Origin of the sequence: Rhodococcus pseudokoreensis (genome assembly GCF_017068395.1) — a bacterium.
GTDB lineage: Bacteria > Actinomycetota > Actinomycetes > Mycobacteriales > Mycobacteriaceae > Rhodococcus_F > Rhodococcus_F pseudokoreensis.
This window is the reverse complement of sequence record NZ_CP070619.1, coordinates 7,186,754-7,204,311: the sequence shown is the minus strand read 5'-3', so window position 1 is coordinate 7,204,311 and position 17,558 is coordinate 7,186,754. Positions and strand designations below refer to the sequence as shown.

16 protein-coding genes and 1 pseudogene are annotated in these 17,558 nt (G+C 69.5%); 7 read left to right on the top strand and 10 right to left on the bottom strand.

Annotation, left to right across the window (positions count from 1 at the left end; genetic code table 11):
* Positions 1 to 28 precede the first annotated feature (28 nt).
* Positions 29 to 1,387 carry a WS/DGAT/MGAT family O-acyltransferase gene (locus tag JWS13_RS37965; protein ID WP_206010454.1) on the bottom strand — a complete coding sequence of 453 codons (1,359 nt, stop codon included), beginning with the start codon at positions 1,385 to 1,387 and terminating at the stop codon, positions 29 to 31.
* A gap of 178 nt (positions 1,388 to 1,565) precedes the next feature.
* Between JWS13_RS37965 and JWS13_RS37960 the strand changes: the two genes are divergently transcribed.
* Positions 1,566 to 2,555, top strand: a complete 990-nt coding sequence (locus tag JWS13_RS37960) for an alpha/beta hydrolase (protein ID WP_206010453.1) — start codon at positions 1,566 to 1,568, stop codon at positions 2,553 to 2,555.
* A 10-nt stretch (positions 2,556 to 2,565) separates the two neighbouring features.
* On the opposite strand, the gene JWS13_RS46570 is transcribed toward JWS13_RS37960, so the two are convergent.
* The 5 genes and pseudogenes from JWS13_RS46570 to JWS13_RS37940 all read right to left on the bottom strand — a co-directional run.
* Complete coding sequence (locus tag JWS13_RS46570) at positions 2,566 to 2,661, bottom strand: 4Fe-4S binding protein (RefSeq protein ID WP_256974034.1); 96 nt, start codon at positions 2,659 to 2,661, stop codon at positions 2,566 to 2,568.
* Positions 2,658 to 2,936: a hypothetical protein gene (locus JWS13_RS45735; RefSeq protein ID WP_241032492.1), complete on the bottom strand. Its 279-nt coding sequence runs from the start codon at positions 2,934 to 2,936 to the stop codon at positions 2,658 to 2,660. Before JWS13_RS45735 ends, JWS13_RS46570 begins: the two co-directional genes overlap by 4 nt.
* A complete protein-coding gene (locus JWS13_RS37950) occupies positions 2,933 to 3,502 on the bottom strand; it encodes an FAD-binding protein (RefSeq protein WP_241032491.1) in 570 nt (189 codons plus the stop codon). The genes JWS13_RS45735 and JWS13_RS37950 overlap by 4 nt, the downstream gene beginning before the upstream one ends.
* A 90-nt stretch (positions 3,503 to 3,592) precedes the next feature.
* Positions 3,593 to 4,735: an RNA-guided endonuclease InsQ/TnpB family protein gene (locus JWS13_RS37945; protein WP_206010452.1), complete on the bottom strand. Its 1,143-nt coding sequence runs from the start codon at positions 4,733 to 4,735 to the stop codon at positions 3,593 to 3,595.
* Positions 4,736 to 4,975: 240 nt separating this feature from the next.
* Positions 4,976 to 5,092 (bottom strand): annotated as a pseudogene (locus tag JWS13_RS37940) (FAD-dependent oxidoreductase); the annotation flags it as partial.
* A 303-nt stretch (positions 5,093 to 5,395) separates the two neighbouring features.
* Here JWS13_RS37940 and JWS13_RS37935 point away from each other — a divergent pair.
* Positions 5,396 to 5,947, top strand: a complete 552-nt coding sequence (locus JWS13_RS37935; RefSeq protein ID WP_206010451.1) for a hypothetical protein — start codon at positions 5,396 to 5,398, stop codon at positions 5,945 to 5,947.
* Positions 5,948 to 5,950: 3 nt separating this feature from the next.
* Here the strand turns inward: JWS13_RS37935 and JWS13_RS37930 are convergent, their stop codons facing one another.
* On the bottom strand, positions 5,951 to 7,162 hold the full coding sequence (locus JWS13_RS37930; protein ID WP_206010450.1) for an MFS transporter: 1,212 nt from the start codon (positions 7,160 to 7,162) through the stop codon (positions 5,951 to 5,953).
* A gap of 122 nt (positions 7,163 to 7,284) precedes the next feature.
* On the opposite strand from JWS13_RS37930, the gene JWS13_RS37925 reads away from it, so the two are divergent.
* From JWS13_RS37925 to JWS13_RS37905, 5 genes are all read left to right on the top strand, one after another.
* On the top strand, positions 7,285 to 8,184 hold the full coding sequence (locus tag JWS13_RS37925) for a PPE domain-containing protein (RefSeq protein WP_206010449.1): 900 nt from the start codon (positions 7,285 to 7,287) through the stop codon (positions 8,182 to 8,184).
* A gap of 14 nt (positions 8,185 to 8,198) precedes the next feature.
* Positions 8,199 to 8,861, top strand: a complete 663-nt coding sequence (locus JWS13_RS37920) for an ESX secretion-associated protein EspG (RefSeq protein ID WP_206010448.1) — start codon at positions 8,199 to 8,201, stop codon at positions 8,859 to 8,861.
* Between the two features lie 70 nt (positions 8,862 to 8,931).
* The gene (locus tag JWS13_RS37915) at positions 8,932 to 10,263 is read left to right on the top strand and encodes a T3SS (YopN, CesT) and YbjN peptide-binding chaperone 1 (protein ID WP_206010447.1); all 1,332 of its coding nucleotides are present in this window, start codon (positions 8,932 to 8,934) and stop codon (positions 10,261 to 10,263) included.
* A gap of 112 nt (positions 10,264 to 10,375) precedes the next feature.
* Positions 10,376 to 11,722, top strand: coding sequence for a hypothetical protein (locus JWS13_RS37910; protein ID WP_206010446.1), 1,347 nt, complete (start codon positions 10,376 to 10,378; stop codon positions 11,720 to 11,722).
* Between the two features lie 5 nt (positions 11,723 to 11,727).
* A complete protein-coding gene (locus tag JWS13_RS37905) occupies positions 11,728 to 13,185 on the top strand; it encodes an outer membrane protein assembly factor BamB family protein (protein WP_206010445.1) in 1,458 nt (485 codons plus the stop codon).
* A gap of 15 nt (positions 13,186 to 13,200) precedes the next feature.
* Here JWS13_RS37905 and JWS13_RS37900 read toward each other — a convergent pair whose 3' ends face one another.
* From JWS13_RS37900 to JWS13_RS37890, 3 genes are all read right to left on the bottom strand, one after another.
* Positions 13,201 to 14,322: a methyltransferase gene (locus JWS13_RS37900; RefSeq protein WP_206010444.1), complete on the bottom strand. Its 1,122-nt coding sequence runs from the start codon at positions 14,320 to 14,322 to the stop codon at positions 13,201 to 13,203.
* A gap of 81 nt (positions 14,323 to 14,403) precedes the next feature.
* A complete protein-coding gene (locus tag JWS13_RS37895) occupies positions 14,404 to 16,029 on the bottom strand; it encodes an AMP-binding protein (protein WP_206010443.1) in 1,626 nt (541 codons plus the stop codon).
* On the bottom strand, positions 16,029 to 17,318 hold the full coding sequence (locus JWS13_RS37890) for an MFS transporter (protein WP_206010442.1): 1,290 nt from the start codon (positions 17,316 to 17,318) through the stop codon (positions 16,029 to 16,031). Before JWS13_RS37890 ends, JWS13_RS37895 begins: the two co-directional genes overlap by 1 nt.
* Positions 17,319 to 17,558: the final 240 nt, after the last annotated feature.

The window sequence follows — 17,558 nt, the reverse complement described above, 5'->3', positions numbered from 1 at the left end:
ACCCGCGGCGTCTCCGAGCAGTGGCGCTTCAGAGCAGTGCGGCCTCCAGTTCACCGAGAGCAGTCTCCAGGTAGTGGAGGATTCGCTGCAGGCTCGGCACCGAGCGGCGGCACCCGATGACACCGAAGTCGAGGTTGCCGCCGTTGGTGGTGAGCGTGATGTTCAGCGCCTGCCCGTCCAGCACCACCGACGTCGGGTAGATACCGTCCAGCCGGGACCCGTTCCAGTACATGGTCTTCCGCGGTCCCGGGACGTTGGAGATGATCACGTTGAACGGCGGCGGCGTGAAGCGGACGAACCCCGGCACCGGCGTCAGGGCGATCGGCGACATGTTGACCGCGGACCACGCCAGCGCCTGCAACGAGGTGAGGCTGCCGAACAATTCCTTCCCCTGCGACATGGACGCGGAGATCGCCGTCAGACGCTCGGCCGGGTCGTCGACGTCCGTCGCCAGGTTGCACAGCGTCACCCCCACCGCGTTGCCGCCGGCGTCGGCCTTCTGCTCGTCGCGCAGCGACACCGGAACCATCGCGATCAGCGGTTCGTCCGGCAGCGCGTTCTGTTCCTCGAGGTAACCCCGCAGTCCCCCGGCGCACATGGCCATCACGACGTCGTTGACACTGACCCCGGCCGCCTTCCGAACGGCATGGATCCGGTCGAGCGGCCACGACTGCGCGGCGAACCGGCGCGCGCCACCGATCGGAACGTTGAGCATGGTGCGCGGCGCCTCGTACGGAAACCTCATGTCGTGCTGACCCATCGCGGTGCGGGCGATGCGCAGCGACGCCGGCGCGAGACCGGCCACGTCGCCGACTGTCCGGCGAACCCCGTTCACCACCGACCAGAGGTCGGGGGCGGCGGCTCCGTTCGCCGACGCCGAGCGCGGCAGGTTCCACGGCGGCGGGGCGTCGCGCACGTCCGGGTCGGTCGACAGCGTCCGCATCAGCAACCGCAGCCCGGAGACCCCGTCCATCAGCGAATGGTGCAGTTTGGTGTAGATCGCGAACCGGCCGTCGGAGAGTCCCTCGATCAGATACATCTCCCACAGCGGGCGATGCCGGTCCAGGAGCGTGCCGTGCAACCGGGACGTCAGCGTCAGCAATTCCCGGACCCGGTACGGCGCGGGCAGGGCCGAATGACGCACGTGGTATTCGAGATCCACGTCCGACTCGTCGGCCCACCACAGGTTCCCGAGACTGCCGACGGGACCCGCCGGCTTCTTCCGGAACGTGGCGTCGACGTCCGTGTGCTTCAGCAGTGTTTCGTGCATCGACTTCACGTAGTCGGGTCCGGCATCCTCCGGCGGTGTGAACAATTCGAGCGATCCGACGTGCATCGGATGCTCTCGCGATTCGCCGAGAAGGAATATCGAATCGGTAACCGGCATGATCCCCACCTGGACGTTCACCCCCGCTCGGTCACTATCCCATTACGACTTCCGCCTGGATGCTACGTCGGGCGTAGCGTCCGTGCGACCTACTTCGATGTAGACCGTACGGCGCAAAGAGGTGGCAAACCTGAAGGCAGCACGTCGAAGGGCACCGAGGCCGGAACGGAGGCAGACAATGAGCACTGCGACTTACGATTTCTGCCCGTCACCGCTCCCGGTGACGCGGCGGGAGTTCGCCGGGACCAGCCTGCAGTCGGCGGCCCTCGCACACACCCTCCGCCGCACGGTCCGGCCGTTCCTCGACGGGTGGGCACGCTACCCCGAACTGCCGTGGCCCACCGGAGTCGTCGACCTGTTCGGGTACTCGCTCGGCCCCATCCGCGGAACCCAGCGCCGGCCCGTCCGGCTGCCGCACTGCCGCGCCGAATGGATCCGGCCGCCCGGTGAGCTCGGCGACCGGGCGATCCTCTACCTCCACGGCGGGGCGTTCCTGTGCTGCGGGATCAACTCGCACCGCCAGATGGTGTCCCGGATCTCGGCGGAGTCCCAGGCGTCGACGCTGAACGTCGAGTACCGGATGATCCCGCGGAACCCCATCCGGGCGGCCGTCGAGGACGGTGTCGACGGGTACCGGTGGCTGCTCGCGCACGGCTACACCGCGGACCGCATCGTCGTCGCCGGCGACTCGGCGGGCGGATTCCTGACGTTCATGGTGACGCTCGAAGCGCTGCGGCAGGGGTTGCCGCGGCCAGCCGCCGACGTCGCACTGTCGCCGCTCACCGACCTCGACCCGGTGAACAAGCTGGCCCATCCCAACGCCGACCTCTGCGCCGTCTTCCCCAAACGCGCGGTCGGTGCCCTGTCCAGGCTGATCGAACGCCTGGACACAAGGGGCGGGCACGAGCCGTCCACGTCCCCCGTGGACGGCTCCCTCGCCTCCATGCCGCCTGCGCTGATCCAGACCGGGTCGCAGGAAATGGTGTACGTCGACGCGGAACTGATGTCCGAGCGGCTGTCCCAGGCCGGGGTGCCGTGCGAACTGCAGGTGTGGGAGCGGCAGGTGCACGTCTTCCAGGCCGCCGCCGGACTGCTCCCCGAGGGCACCCGCGCCATCCGTGAGATCGGCCGGTTCATCCGCAGGGCCACCCCCGTGAGTACTTGTTAACCGCCGGCGGTTAGGAAGTACTCACGGGTGCGAACACATCCGTCGGGCAGACCTTGATGCAGATGTCGCACTGCACGCACCGGTCGGCGAGGACGACCTCGATCACGACGCCACCGTCCTGGTCTCGGCGGCGCCGTGTTCCGGCCGCACCCACACTTCGCCCAGTCCGCCCGACAGCAGGCGACGGGTCTGCGCCGGATCCGTGTCGGGCAGGTCGGTGCGCACGTGCATGCCCCGGGTCTCGGTCCGCGCCAGCGCGGAGTGGGTCGCCCACCGGGCCGCGGCGAGCATCGCGGCCGCCGAGCGTGCCTGCAGCAGTTCCCGTTCGCTCCCGCCGAGCAGATCGGCGGCACCCGACCAGGCTTCGTCGAGGGCGATCACGCTGTCCTGCAGGCTCGCCGCGCTGCGCCGGTAACTGCGCCGCAGCGGGAGGGTGTGCTCCTGGACCAGTCCGACGATGGCGCGCGACGCTTGCCGCCGGGCGGACGGGCCGCGCAGCCCGGACGCCCCCGCGCGAACCGGGCAGCACCGGCGCCCGCCCACGTTCCCGACGAGATCGCCCAGGCCCCGTTGTGACTGCCACCGCCGCTGCGGCCGCCGGTGATCAACTCGCGGGTGGCGGCGTCGCCGGCCGCGAACAGGCCGGGAACGTCACTGGCGCAGTCGGTGCCGGTGATCCGGATGCCTCCGGTCCCGCGCACCGTCCCCTCCAGCACCGCCCGCACGGGATATTTCTGGGTGAACGGGTCGATGCCCGCCTTGTCCAGCGGCAGAAAGTAATTCGGTTGCGACGTGCGAATGGCCGCGCGGATGTCGGGCCGGGCCCGGTCCAGCCGCGCATACACCGGGCGGCCGGTGGCGAGGTGCGCCATCGCGGCGCCGCGGGCGGAGAAGCCGCCGTCCCCGAGCGGCCCGCCGTCCCCGTCGTAGTACGTCGCGAACTGCATCTTGACTTCCTCTCGGCCGTGAACGACCGAGATTCCCCGCGAGACTCACGTCCCAAGGTTCCTGTTTCACCGACAGTCGCCTCCCCACACTTAGGTGCGGGGTGGTCTCACACCGTCTCCGCAGGCTGCCACCGTCAGTCCGACGGCCAAAATGTTCCTCGCCGCGTTCACATCCCGGTCGTGGACGACGCCGCATCGGCACGTCCACTCCCGCACGTTCAGCGGCATCGACGAGGCGACCGCCCCGCACACCGAGCAGGTCTTCGACGACGGACAGAACCGATCGACCGCCACCACCCGCCGCCCATACCAGACGGCCTTGTACTCGAGCATCGACCGGAACTCCGACCAACCCGCATCCGAGATCGCCCGCGACAACGACCGATTCTTCACCATATTCCGCACACTCAGATCCTCGACGGCGATCACTTGGTTTTCGCGCACCAGTCGAGTGGAGACTTTGTGCAGATAATCGCGACGCCGATCAGCGATCCGGCCATGAATCGTCGCGACCTTCAGTCGGGCCTTGGCCCGGTTACGCGATCCTTTCTGCTTCTTGGCCAGCATCCGCTGCGCCTTCGCCAACCGCTCACGGTCCCTGCGCTCGTGTCGCGGGTTGGTGATCTTCTCCCCCGTCGAGAGCGTGTACAGGCTCGTGATCCCGGCATCGAGCCCGACCACCCGATCGACCGGATCGAGTTCGGTGATCGTGTCCTCGACGAGGATCGAAATGTGGTACTGACCGCGAGCATTACGCGACACCGTCACCTGCGACGGCACAGCCCCCTCCGGAAGCGGCCTCGACCACCGAATATCCAGGGATTCGGACTGCTTGGCCAACCGGAGCTGCCCGCCCCGGTACGTGAAGCAGTTCGAGAAGTACGTCGCCGAATCCTTCGACTGCCCCTTCTTCTTGAATTGCGGGTAGCGGGTCTGTTTGCGCCAGAACTTCTCGAACGCGCCCTGCAACTGCCGCAGCGATTCCTGCAGCGGCCCCTTCGACGGCTCCGCCAACCACGCGGTCTCGGCATCGCGTTTCCATCCGGTGAGCATCGTCGAGGTGTCGCTGTAGGTAATCCGCCGCTGCTCCTGCGACCAGGCCCGCGTCCGCTCCGCCAACGCCCGGTTGTAGACATACCGGGTGCACCCGAACGTCCGAGCAAGCTGTTCCGCCTGCACCGCAGTCGGATAGAAACGGTACTTGAACGCCCGCTTCACCACCCTCCCCGCCATGACCCAGACAATAACCACACAGTCCGACATTTAGCCTTGGCGGCGAGACCGTAGGCGGGCCGAACGTCCGACCGGGACACTGGGTGATCCCCGGCTTTTTGAGTGGTCGTCTGCGGGCTCGGTGTCTGGTCGAGCGGTGTCCTAGTTCGGGAACTTGGAGCCAGCCGGTAGGCGTGGACTCCTGTTTAGTTTAGAGAATGTCTGGGCCGTGGCCGCGATGGTCAGTCACCTGGTGATGCACCCCTCGTCGGCGAGCACCACCCGGGCGCCCTCCCGGGCCGCGGCCAGTGCCGCCCAGGTGGCGGCGGGTCCACCGCCGAGGACGAGGACGTCGGTGACGATCTCGGGTGCGCTCACGAAGCGAACAGCATCGCCGATGCGGCGACGGCCGCCCCGGCTCGTTCGGACAACGGGCGGCGGCGGAACAACCTGTCGAGCAGAGACATCGTTACCCCCGGTCGGAGCGGTATGAACACCGCTCGATCGTCGGCGCGCGACCCCGTCCGGGCAAGGGTTCTCGTCAGCGTGCGCCGAACCCCGACAGCCGCCTGGCAACCTTCGAGCGAACCCCTCCCGGGCGACTCGTCTGCCGACACGTGTACCCGCCGGGGGCCACGCCCTCTATGGTGGACGCATTTGCACGCCGACGACGGGTAAACAATGGACGACAGGACTGTAGCGATCGGGGCGCTTGCGATCGCCACCGTTTCAGCGGTCTCCGGGCTGATGATCGGCGCCGCGGGCGGCGCGTTCGGCAGTCACGGACCGGCAGTCGCGCCACCACCGCTGTCGTCGGAGGGTCTGCAGGCCGCGGGGCCGCACAGCGCCGAACCGGCGACGTTCCAGGTGTTCGTCCCGCCGACCCCCACCTGGCAGATGGCGGAGCTGACCACCCCACGAGCCGTCACGCTCACCACCGAACCGGCGCCGGTGACCACCGCGCCGCCGCCCGCGCCCTCGACGACCCCCGCACCGCCTCCCCCGCCGCCGGTCCGGACGACGATCGCGCCGCCTCCGCCTCCCCCTCCGCCGACGATCAGCCTCGCCCCGGTCACCACACCGGTGACCCGGCCCCCGGTCGTCACGACGACCGAAGCGACCGTTCCGCCGCAGGCTGCCGTGGCGCCGACACTGGCGCCGACCACCACCACCACGACGACGACGCGTCCGGTGATCACGATCCCGCCGGTCACCACCAGACCGCGAGGCTGACGCTCAGACCCGTCTGCGCCCGATCAGTTGCGCGACGGCCACCCCGGCACCCAGCGCGGCGACCAGCGCGCTGAAGACGACCCCGGCGGCCCGCAGGTCGGTGAACCGTGCGAGCACACCGACACCGACCGCGGGAACGGCCAGCATCACGTAGATCCCGGCGAAGAATGCCGAGGACACGCCGCCACGGAGTTGCGGGTCGACCCGTTCGACGGTGGTGGCGAGCGACGCATTGAGGCACAGACCCCCGGCGACGCCGAGCACCACCGCGGACGCGAGCAGCGGCGCGAGGACCGTGTTCGCCAGCGCGAGCGCCAGCAACCCGGCGGCGGGGACCAATCCGAGGCACCCGGCGAGCATCGCGGTGGCGGTCGACATCCGGCGTGCGAGGAGTTGGCCGGCGGCCATGAACAGGAAGGTCAGGAACACGACGAGCCCGGCCATCGAGTGGCTCGTCGTCCCCAGGTATCTCGTCAGGAACAGCGCCGACACGGCGGTGAGCACGCCGGTCACCGCGAACGCCGTTCCTGCGGCGAGCACCGCGGTGACGAAGGCGCCGCGGATCGACGCCGGGACCTGCAGGCGGCGGGGCCGGATGCGCCACGTCGGTCGGGTGGCCGGCGCAGGCGCGAAGATCCACAGCCCGGCAGCGGCGGCGGCGGCGAGCGCGAGGTTCACCGCGTAGGGAATGGTCAGCGGACTCGACGTGACGTCGGCGATCACCCCCGCGCTGAGCGTGCCCAGTCCGAGGCCACCGGTGTTCACCGCGACCGCGAGCATGCCGCCTGCCGCCTTCCGGTCGGGTGGGAACAGGTCGATCACCGCGGCGGTGCCCGTGCCGGTCATGAGGCCTGCGGACAGGCCGGAGATCACCCGGGCCACCACGAACACCGGAAGCGTCGACGGCAGCAGGAACAGCACGGCACTGACCGCGGCGAGGGCGACGGCGAGGAAGAGCACCGGGCGCCTGCCGACGTCGTCGGAAAGCCGCCCGAACACGGCGAGCGCGGCCACGACCCCGACCGCGTACACGGCGAACAGGATCGTGACGGTGAGCGGACTGAACGCCAGTTCCTGCGCATAGATCGAGTAGAGCGGGGTCGGCAGCGTCGTTCCCATCATCGTGACGAGGAACGCGAACGCGGTGGCGCCGATGGCGAGGGCGGGTGACTTGCCGGCGCGCGTCGTGGACGCTGCGGGTGAGAACGCGTGCATGGCCCCGAGCCTATGGAGTCGAGGAGCGGTGACGAGTCGGAGGCGGGAGTCGGTAAGGTGGCTTCCCGCCGGATTGGGGGGTCCACTCCGGGACCGAGAGTGTCCAGCAGCGGAGGTCGGGGATGAACGGCGGGGAAAACTTTCACTCGGGTGCGTGGGATCACCGCGCCATCAGCAGCGCTGTCGACGCGCTGCGACCCGCCGAGTCCGAAGCGGTCGCCGCGTCCTGGGACGACCTCGGTAGGCGATTTCACGAGTCGGTGGCCGCGTTCCACGACGCGACCCGGGCCGCGGTCGACACCGGATGGCGCGGACAGTCGGCGACCGCGGTGGTGTCGGCACTCGACGACTACGCCGCCCGGGCCGGGCAGGTCGGCGGCCGGTTCACCGACGTGGGAGACGCGCTGCGGCACGCGAGCGCCGGCGCCGAAGCGGTGCGCGGCGCGGTCGGCCCGCCCGGGGACCATCCGACCGACTGGACCCGGGTGCTGCCGGGCAACTGGACCGCGGAAGCCGACGCCGACGCCGCGGAACAGGATGCGAAGGCGGCCATGGACACCCTGTACGCGTCGGCGTACCGGGTTGCGGACGAACAGCTCCCCATTGACGGTCTCGCCGCGACGCACGCTGCCGCGACGGCCCACGGACAGCCGGTGGGCTTCGACATCGGACCGAACGGCGTGCACGGCATACCCAGCGATCAGCAGGTGGCCGAACCCGAATACGGCGCGGACTCCGAGCCTCGCCAGAGTGACGAGGTCCCGCCCCAGAACGCACAGGCCGCTCCCGGTTCCATCGCCGGTGCGGCGCTGGCCGGGGCCGTCGGCGGCGGGGTGGCGCAGTATGCGCACGGCGTCGTGGCCGCGCACCGGGCGCCGGCCCCCGCACGGCCCGGCAGTCCGGCCCAGCCCGCCGCACGGGAGGACGAGGAGGAGCCGCCGACCTACCTCGAAAGCATCGACGAGGGAAGCGAACTCGTCGGGAAACTGCCCCTCGTCACGCCCGCGGTGATCGGCGAATAGTCGTGGGGCACTGGGTGTTGAGCGGTCCGCAGTTCTCGGCGTCGTGGGCGCGGACCGGCCAGGACCGCATTCCGTATCCGTTCAAGGTCACGAGCACGCTGGCCACCGCCGACGAGTACGAGGCGGAGCAGCGCCGGATCCGCTCCGACTTCTCCGGACCCGAACACGACCCGCTCGCGTCGGCGCTGCTGGTGCTCGCCGAACCCGACCTCCGGATCGAGATCTCCGGCTCGGCGAACGGCACCCCGATCCGCCTGATCGGGGCGCTCGCGCGCGGGCACGGGATCGCGGCGGTGCAGCATCCTGGCGGCGAGGTGGTGATCCGCGGCTGTGAACCGTACGACGTCGGCAGGCAGCTGATCGCGCAGCTTCCCGACACCGACGCGGGCACGCGTCGCGGCGTCGTGGTCGACCGGGCAGCTGCCGCGCACCGGCAGGCGGCGGTCGCCCGGATCCTCGACCGGCCGTCGACGGGTCAGGGCGTCGTCACCGTCGTCCGCGGCGCGCGGCACGCGCCGCGCCCCGTCGGCGGTCTGGCGTGGCGTGACATCGAGGGCGACGGCAGATATCTCGTGTGGGGCGACACCGCGGTGGCGGTGGAACCGGGCACGTCGTGGGACCTTCTCGACGCCGTCACCCGGCTGACCGGACGGATCGCGGCCGGTCACCCCGTCTGAGCGTCGCACCCCCTCCTGCGCGGCGGTGTCGGCGATCGCCGCTACCGTATACAGCGGAAGTAGGTGACCTGTGGCCGACCCGGACGGAGCAGACATGCAGGACTTCGATCTGGATTCGAGCGTGAACCGCGACTGGGCGGAGTTCCAGCGGCGCCTCGCGGACTATCTGGCGGCGATGCAGGACGAGGACCTTCTGGTGCTCGAATCGGGATTCGAGGAACTCGACGAATCCCAGGGGCTGATGCCGTGCATCCAGTTCGTGGTGTGGGACGGCGACACGGTGCGCTGCGAGGTGCCGTCGAACCACTACCTGCACCCCGACCGCGCGCTGACCGAGGCCGAGCAGACGTACCTCACCGAGCTGGGGTGGAACCGTCCGACCCGGGGCCCGGACGACGAAGCGGACGACGGCTCCCCCGCGTTCTACGTGGACAAGAAACTGTCGTGGTCGGATCAGCTGGCCGCGATGGCGGTGGCCGCGTTCCGCGACGTCTGGGGAATCACGCATCCCGCATTCTTGAGTACCGAGACGTCGAGCACCGATCCCGAGGCGACGTTCGACCCGATTGCGGTGCGGCCGCCACTGGTCGCGCAACTCGACCCCGCGGCCGCCGTGGTCCCGCACGACGTCGAGCACCTGCACGAGCTGATCACGCTCTCGCTGGTGCCGATGCTCGGGCTGCTGCCCGAACGCGACCCCGACGGCGACGTCCCGATCCGGATGGGCAACACCATCCTGTTCGTCGGGCCGCTCGCCGACACCGTCGACGTGCAACTGTTCGCGCCGCTGGTGCACGACATCAGCGACCGCACCCGGGCGGCCGAGGTCACCGCCGACCTCAACCGCACCTGGTCGCGGATCAAGTTCGTGCTGGTCGACGACCGGTTGTCGGCGTTCCTGGAGGTGTCGGGCAACCCGTTCGTCCCCCAGCACCTCACGGACAGCTGCAAGTCGTTCGCCGATTTCCTGCGCACCGTCGACAGCGACTTCGCGGCGCGGTTCGGCGGCGAACTGTTCTTCAACCGGGACTCCGGCCCCGACGAGGAAACCGAACCGGTGTCCGCACCCCACACCGAGAACGGGACGTCGACGACCGATCTGCCGAAGGAACTCCAGACACTGTTCCATCTCGATCCCGGGTGCGGTGGCGACACCGATCCCGCCGTCGTCGCCGACGTGTGCGGTCACGACCGCGACCGGATCCTCGCCCTCCTCGACACCGGCACCGCGTGGGTGTCCCGGTTGCGGGACACGGACGACGCGTCCGTGGAGCACTGGGAGCGCGTCGTCCGCACCCTGCGCAACGCCCTCCGGACCGTCGTGCTGCCGCCGCCGGAAAACGCGCCCGACACCAAGCCGCGGCCCGAGCAGATGGGACTGTTCAACAACCCCGAGGAGTAGGCGCTCCGCGCCCGTAAAGGCGCACAGGCGGTAACACTCTTCGCAATCGTGACGAATAGGACTTCGGATGCTCGTTCGTTCGGAGTGAGCGCCTGCGACAGGGGTGGGTCACGTGAGCGACGGGGTGGACAGGCGCAAGGACCGCTGGACGACGGGCCTGGTCGTGGTGTCGATCATGGCGTGCGGGGTGATCGTCGCGGGGCTGTTCGATTCCGGATCCGGCCCGGCTACGGTCGAGGACGCCGCCGCGGTTCCGTCGTACGTCACGCCGACGGTCGAGTACCCCGTCGACATTCCCGGGTGCGCGACGGTAGAACCTCCTTCTGAGAGAGAGTTTTTCGGCGTCTCGATTTTCGGAGAGCAGAGTTACGACAACCCTCGCTACCCGTGGTTCTCGGCGCTGAAGGCGTCGTCGATGACCGCGGCCGTCCTCGACGCGCTGCCCGAGGACGTGGAGATCCCCTTCGTCAGCCCGACGGAGTCGCTGCTGTTCGAGCCGATTCCGGTGTACGACCAGCCGGACGTACCGGACTTCGAGGACGATTTCGGCGGCGTCACCAGTGCTCGGGGACCCCTGGTCCGGGACGCGGTCCCCGGTTCGCTGTGGATGTCGGTCAGCAAGGCGGACAGGCCGGTTCCACCGTGCGTGGCCGGGGAACTCGACCGTCGCACGACGCTGCCCGACGGCACGGTTCTGGATGCGGACGACACGTGGACGGAGTACGACGGTCGTCGCACACTGTCCCGGAGTGTCGCCGGCTACTTCCCGGACGGCACCTGGATCCACGCGAACGCCACCGACGAGAATTTCACCGAGGCCGACCCGGGCGGCAAGTACAGCGGCGCCGTCCCGCTCACGCTCGACGATCTCACCACCATCGTGCTGCGCCCTGAATTGCGGGTGAGCACACCCGTTCCACCGGGCACCCCGCCTCCCCCGACCGCATGCGGTTCCGGGATCGGCTCCGAGGACGAGGGATCGGCCTTGACCCGCGACGATCTGGACCGGCTCAATTCCGTCCTCGACGCCGCCTGGCGCGATCGAGGTATCGCGCTGTCGAAACCGCTCGGGTCGCTGCAACTGGCCGAGTACAGCGACAACTCGGTGTGCGAGAGCGTCGACGTCACCACCGCGGGATCGGAGGGCACGCTGAGAATCTCGATCGAGGGTGGCCACAGCATTCCGGCCGAACCCGACAAGTACGACCCGTCCTACGATCCGCAAGCCGCGAAGGCCACCCGACTGCCCGACGGTTCGGTGCTGGAGCGGCGGGACGCATACACCACTGCGGCCTCCGAGTCCGGAACGCCCGCCGTCAACGAGGCCGGCCGTTACGTCACGCTGACGCGGCCGTCGGGCACACAGGTCTCAGTCAGCTCGACCACCGTCTCCCCGGCGACCCCACTCCCCTACGAGCTGCTCGAATCCCTGGCCACGACACCCGGACTGGAGCTGTAGCCGACATGGGCCTCGACAAGAGCACCCGAAACCTGTGGGCCGCAGCCCTCGTGGCGGTCGTGACCGTCGCCGGCGCAGTCACCACCGTGATCGTGCACGAACCGACGTCGCAGCAGGACGTGAACATCCCCGGGCTGTCCGGATTCACCACACATCCCGACCCTCCGGAGGCGTCGCCCGATGCACCGGCCGCCGAATGGTCACTGGACGCGGCCGCCACCTACGACCGGCAGTTCGCCGTGTTCCGCAACCCCGCATACGGCAGCGGATTCGACTCGGGTGAGCCGGGATTCGTCGACGCCGGTGACACGCTGGTCACCATGATCGGGTTGGTGAACCAGCAGACGTCGGGACTGGACGAGACGACACTGGTCGGGGTGGACGCCGATACCGGGGCGGTGCGCTGGCAGACGCCGGTCGAGTCGCTGGGCGGATGCGCCGACACTCTCGCCGCCGGGCGGATGGTCTGTTACACGACGCCCTATGAGGACACGCCCACCATCCTGGCCGTCGACACCGAGAACGGCTCCGTCACCCGCACCTCGACCGACTGGACGATCCTCGCGCTGACGGCTGCCGACGACTGGCTGTACGTGATGGAAGGCGACCCGGAATCCGACGACATCCGCGTGCACAGCGGCATCCCCACCGATCCCGACGCCCGCTGGTCGCAGCCGTTCGACCTCGGCGCGGCGTGGGAGGACGCGTTCGGCAGCCACCTGATGAGCACCGACCACGGGCAGGGAGTGCTCGAACTCGGCGGCGAGGTCGCGGGATTCGACCTCACGACGGGAAGTCCGACGTTCACCCGGACGCTGCCCGACTGCACGCAGTCGGCCCGCGCCACCGAGGGTGGCGTGGTCGTCCGCGTCCACAGCGACTGCAGTCTCAGCAAGGTGCTGGGCTCGGAGGCCGTCGATCGCACCGGTCGCGTCCTCGCGGCGTCGGAGGTGGAGGCGGTGCACACTCTCGCCGTCGATCGTCCCGCCGACACCACGATCCCGGTGCTGCTCGGTGACGGCGCCTACGATCGCGCGACGGGCGAACTGTTGTGGACAAGCCCGGATCTCGTGTCGACGCCGCGAGTCGACACACCGGAGTCGTACGGCCCGAACACCACCCAGGGCACCGCCGTGGCCGTGCTGGGCGACACGGCGTTACTACGCGACTACGAGGGCAAGACGGAAACCGCACTCGACCTGCGGTCCGGGGAACGGTTGTGGCACCGGGACTCCGACTCGTACGGCACCGTCGTCGCCGCGGACGGCGACACCGCGGTCACGCTGGAATCCGACGTCCTGCGCGCCCTCGACGTTCGTTCGGGCGACGAACTGTGGGTGCTTCCCCTGCAGACCGTCATCGACGACGACGCGTGGGACAGCACCCCCGTCGTCGCGGCGGCCGACACCCGCCTGGTGTATATGACGTCGGGATCGATGGTCGGGCTGGGTTCGGCGAAGTAAGTCGCCATGTGCCCGTCAGTCCCGAGCACCCAGCCGCCACAGCGACGTCACTTCCCGCTTGCGGGCGGCGTGCAGCGCATCCGAACGGTCGGCGACCTTGCCGTGCCGGGGCGCCACGTCCCTTCGCCCGAGGACGGTGAGGCCGGCGTCGTCGATCAGGGTCAGCAATTCGTCGCGGGTCCGCAGTCCGAGGTGCTCGGCGATGTCGGACAGGACGAGCCAGCCCTCTCCCCCGGGTTCGAGGTGCTCGGCGAGGCCGGCCAGGAATCCGCGGAGCATCCGGTTGTCCGGGTCGTAGATCGCGTATTCGATGGGCGAGGTGGGACGGGCGGGGATCCACGGCGGGTTGCACACGACGAGCGGCGCCCGGCCGTCGGGGAACAGATCCGTTTCCACCACCTGCACCCGATCGGCGTAGCCGAGCCGGTCCAGATTCGCCCGCGCGCAGGTCAGCGCGTTCGCGTCGAGTTCGGTGGCGATCACCTTCTCGACGCCGCGGTGCGCGAGGACGGCCGCCAGCACACCGGTGCCGGTGCCGATGTCGAACGCCTTCGCGAGCGACGGCAGCGGGGTGTCGGCGACGAGGTCGACGTATTCGCCGCGAATCGGTGAGAACACCCCGTACCCGGGGTGGATGCGCGCGCCGAGGGCGGGGATCTCGACGCCCTTCTTCTGCCACTCGTGGGCGCCGATCGCGCCGAGCAGATCCCGCAGCGTGGTGACCGTCGGCTGGTCCGTCGGTCCGTACGCCGCGAGCACCGCCTGCCGCACGTCGGGGGCGCGGCGCAACGGAACGGTCTGGTCGGCGTCGAACGGCACCAGCAGCATCCCGAGGATGCCCGCCCGCCGCGACTGCGTCTGCCGGTGCAGATGGAACGCGGTGGCCGGGTCCGTGGACGTCTTGCGGGCCTTGCGGTCGGTGCGGGCGGCGACGGCCGTGCCGAGCTGGCGGGCGTTGTGGAAATCGCCGCGCCACAGCAGCGCCGTCCCCTCACACGCGAGGCGGTAGGCCTCGTCGGCGGTCATCGAGTCGTCGGCGACCCTGACCTTCTTCGGGGGCGCCGCCCCGCTGGTGGACCGCCACACCGCCGAATGCTCGGTGCCGTCCTCGGTCCAGCGGACGAACTCGGTTTCCATGAGGGAGAGCCTAGGCCTACGGCCCGTGCGTGCTTAACGGGTGCAGAGACTCGTTAACCACGCACGGGCGGCGGAGCCGCCCTACGGGAGCGCGCGGACCGCCGCCCGGCGGAGCTTGCCGACTTCGGTGCGCGGGAGGTCGGGCCGGAAGTCGACGACCTTCGGCGCCGCGTAGGGCCCGACGCGCTGCGCGACGAGTTGCTTCAGCTGCGTGACGAGGTCGCTGTCGTCACCCGGGGTGTCCGCGCGGACGACGACGGCCCGGACCACTCCGCCGCGGACGGGATCTTCGTACGCGACTGCCGCGGCGTCCGCGACCGCCGGGTGCTGCAACAGCGCGTTCTCGACCTCCACCGGGCTGATGTTGTGCCCCGACGCGATGATCATGTCGTCGTCCCGGCCCAGTATCTGCCACCGCCCGTCGGCGTCGGTGGCGGCGCGGTCCTCGGTGAGGAACACGTCGCCGCGCCAGCGGTCGGCCCACAGCTCGGGGGCGTTCTCGTACCCGCTGGACATCTGGTGGCGGGGCCGCCGTACCGCGATCAGTCCCGGCAGGCCGTCGGCCACCGGCTGTCCGTCCCGGTCGGCGAGGAAGGTGTCGAACCCCGGGATCCCGGCGGACATCCAGCCCGGACCGGACCGCGTTTCGGTGCCCTGCGTGTCGCCGAGCAGCATGCCGACCTCGGACAGTCCGTATCCGTTGCGCACGGCGGGTGCACCGGTGCGGGCCCAGTCCTCGGCGACCGCTGCGGTCAGCGGTTCGCCGGCAGCGGCGACGGTGCGGAGCGACGACGGTACCCCGTCCTGCGCGAATGTCGCCGTCAGTCGCCGCAGTGCGGCGGGCGCGGTGGTGAGGATCGTCGCCTTCTCCTCCCGGATCACGCGATGCCAGGCCTCGGGGACGAACCTGCCCGAGTACATGACCCGCGGTACGCCCAGCGCCATCACGGCGGCGCCCGTGCTGAACAGCCCGAACGCCCACGCCGGGTCCGAGGTGGAGAAGACGACGCTGTCGCGGGTCGCCCCGAGAACGGACTTCACGTAGGGCATGACCGAGACGAACGTGGCGTGGGTCATGGTGCACGCCTTCGGTGTTCCGGATGTGCCGCTGGTGAACAGCAGGGTGGCGGTGTCGCCCAGCGCGGTCTTCTCGAGGGGACCGTCGGCGGCCGCCAGATCGACCTCGGTCCAGAACGACTTGTCGGTCCCGCCGACCGCGCCGTCACCGACGACGAACACGGCCGGATCGAGTCCGTGGGTCGTCTGCGCCTCCGCGAGCGCCGGCCGGTACCGCTGATCGACGACGATCGCGCGAACTCCCGCCGCGTCGAGGCGCAGACCGATCGCGTCCGGGGCGAACCCGCCGAACAACGGCACGTACACCAGCCCGGATCGCCACACCGCCAGCGCGGTGATCCAACTCTCGACCTGTCGGGACAGCAGTCCGCCGACGCGGTCTCCCCGCTTCAGCCCCGCCCGGGCGAACACCCGTGCCGCCTTGGCGGCGAGCCGGTCGAGTTCGAAGTACGTCCAGCGGTCCGCCGACCCGTCCTCGTGCCGGACGGTCAGCGCCACCCGATTCGGGTCTCCGGCGTAGCGGGTGCAGATCTCGTGTGCCGTGTTGAAGTCGCCGCCGAACGGGTCGCGGTCCAGCAGGGATTCGATGCCCTGCCAGGCAGCGGCGAGTGCGGGTCCGTCGAGAGACATCAGTGATTCACCTTTGCAGTTTTCGTCAGGGTCAGAACGAGGACGGTGATCGCGCACGCCGCGGCGATGTACGCGGCCAGTGCCCACGCACCGTCCGTCTCGGCCGCGATCGCCACCGCGATGAACGGTGCCGGCGCGCTGAACACGACGCCGCCGAACTGATAGGCGACGGACGCGCCCGTGTACCGGACCTCGGCAGGGAACAGACCGGTGACGTATCCGGCGACCGCGGAGTAGGTGACGGCGTGGCCGATGGTGATGATCAGAATCATCGCCAGCAGCACGGCGGCACCCGTGCCGGTGGACAGCAACCAGAAGAACGGGTACGCGATCGCGGCCATGTAGAGGGAGCCGTAGATCAGCATCTTCCGGGTCCCGATCCGGTCCGCGATCATCGACGCGCAGGGCACGGACACGATGTCGAGGACGCAGGCGACGAGGATGCTGAGCAGAATCGTCTGCCGGGAGATGCCGAGTTCCTTCGGACCGTACGACAGCACGAAGACGGTGACGAGGTAGAAGGGCACGAGCGAGGCGGCCTGGGTGAGAATCCCGACGCCGAGTGCGCGCTTCTCGCCCCGTAGTACCGCGAGGATCGGGAAGTCGGCAATCTTCTTGTCGCGCTTGACGTTCTCGAACTCCGGCGATTCGACTACCTTCAGCCGCACGTACATGCCGACCGCGACCAGCCCGGCGCTGGCCAGGAACGGAAGCCGCCAACCCCACGCCTGCACCTGATCCTCCGGAAGCTGCTCGACCAGGAGAAACGCGAGCGTGGCGAGCACGAGTCCGGCGGGAACGCCGGCTTGCGGCCAGCTGCCGTAGAACGCGCGTTTCTCGCGCGGTGCGTGTTCGACCGCCATCAGTACCGCGCCGCCCCATTCTCCGCCGACCGCGAAGCCCTGGGCAAGGCGCGCGAGGACGAGGAGCACGGGCGCCGCGAGACCGATCGCGCCGTACGTGGGGATCAGGCCGATGGCGACCGTCGACGACCCCATCAGCACCAGGGAGAACACCAGCATCTTCTTGCGGCCGATCCGGTCTCCGAAGTGCCCGAAGACGATCGCGCCGGCGGGTCGGGACACGAACGCGACACCGAACGTCGCGAACGCGGCGAGTGTTCCCGACAGCGGACTGAGCGACGGGAAGAACGCCTTGCCGAAGATCAGGGCGGCCGCGGTCCCGAAGATGAAGAAGTCGTACCACTCGATCGCGGTTCCGACGAAGGACGCGAATGCGACCTTCCGGGGTTCGACCCGGGTGACCTCCAGGTCGTCGATGACTCTCATATCGAATCTCCCATCGCTGCTGATGTGGGGCGGTGTGGTTGCCGTGTTCGGCCCCGGTGCCACCGCGGTTGTGATCGAGCGGTCGGGCCTCGTCCGGAGTTAGCCGAGCGGACCTCGTGTCCGCGACGTCGCCCCGTGTGGCCGCAGTCACAGGTTTAGCACAGCCGCCGTATGGGTCGCAAGCATTTTTGTACCGATCGATCCACGACTGATTCATGTCTATTAAACACGGATTAGGCA

Bases quoted from the DNA above. Each gene is read 5' to 3' on its own strand.
- JWS13_RS37965 (WP_206010454.1), bottom strand. From the start codon at position 1,387: ATGCCGGTTACCGATTCGATATTCCTTCTCGGCGAATCGCGAGAGCAT.
- JWS13_RS37960 (WP_206010453.1), top strand. From the start codon at position 1,566: ATGAGCACTGCGACTTACGATTTCTGCCCGTCACCGCTCCCGGTGACG.
- JWS13_RS37950 (WP_241032491.1), bottom strand. From the start codon at position 3,502: ATGCAGTTCGCGACGTACTACGACGGGGACGGCGGGCCGCTCGGGGAC.
- JWS13_RS37945 (WP_206010452.1), bottom strand. From the start codon at position 4,735: ATGGCGGGGAGGGTGGTGAAGCGGGCGTTCAAGTACCGTTTCTATCCG.
- JWS13_RS37935 (WP_206010451.1), top strand. From the start codon at position 5,396: ATGGACGACAGGACTGTAGCGATCGGGGCGCTTGCGATCGCCACCGTT.
- JWS13_RS37930 (WP_206010450.1), bottom strand. From the start codon at position 7,162: ATGCACGCGTTCTCACCCGCAGCGTCCACGACGCGCGCCGGCAAGTCA.
- JWS13_RS37925 (WP_206010449.1), top strand. From the start codon at position 7,285: ATGAACGGCGGGGAAAACTTTCACTCGGGTGCGTGGGATCACCGCGCC.
- JWS13_RS37905 (WP_206010445.1), top strand. From the start codon at position 11,728: ATGGGCCTCGACAAGAGCACCCGAAACCTGTGGGCCGCAGCCCTCGTG.
- JWS13_RS37900 (WP_206010444.1), bottom strand. From the start codon at position 14,322: ATGGAAACCGAGTTCGTCCGCTGGACCGAGGACGGCACCGAGCATTCG.
- JWS13_RS37895 (WP_206010443.1), bottom strand. From the start codon at position 16,029: ATGTCTCTCGACGGACCCGCACTCGCCGCTGCCTGGCAGGGCATCGAA.
- JWS13_RS37890 (WP_206010442.1), bottom strand. From the start codon at position 17,318: ATGAGAGTCATCGACGACCTGGAGGTCACCCGGGTCGAACCCCGGAAG.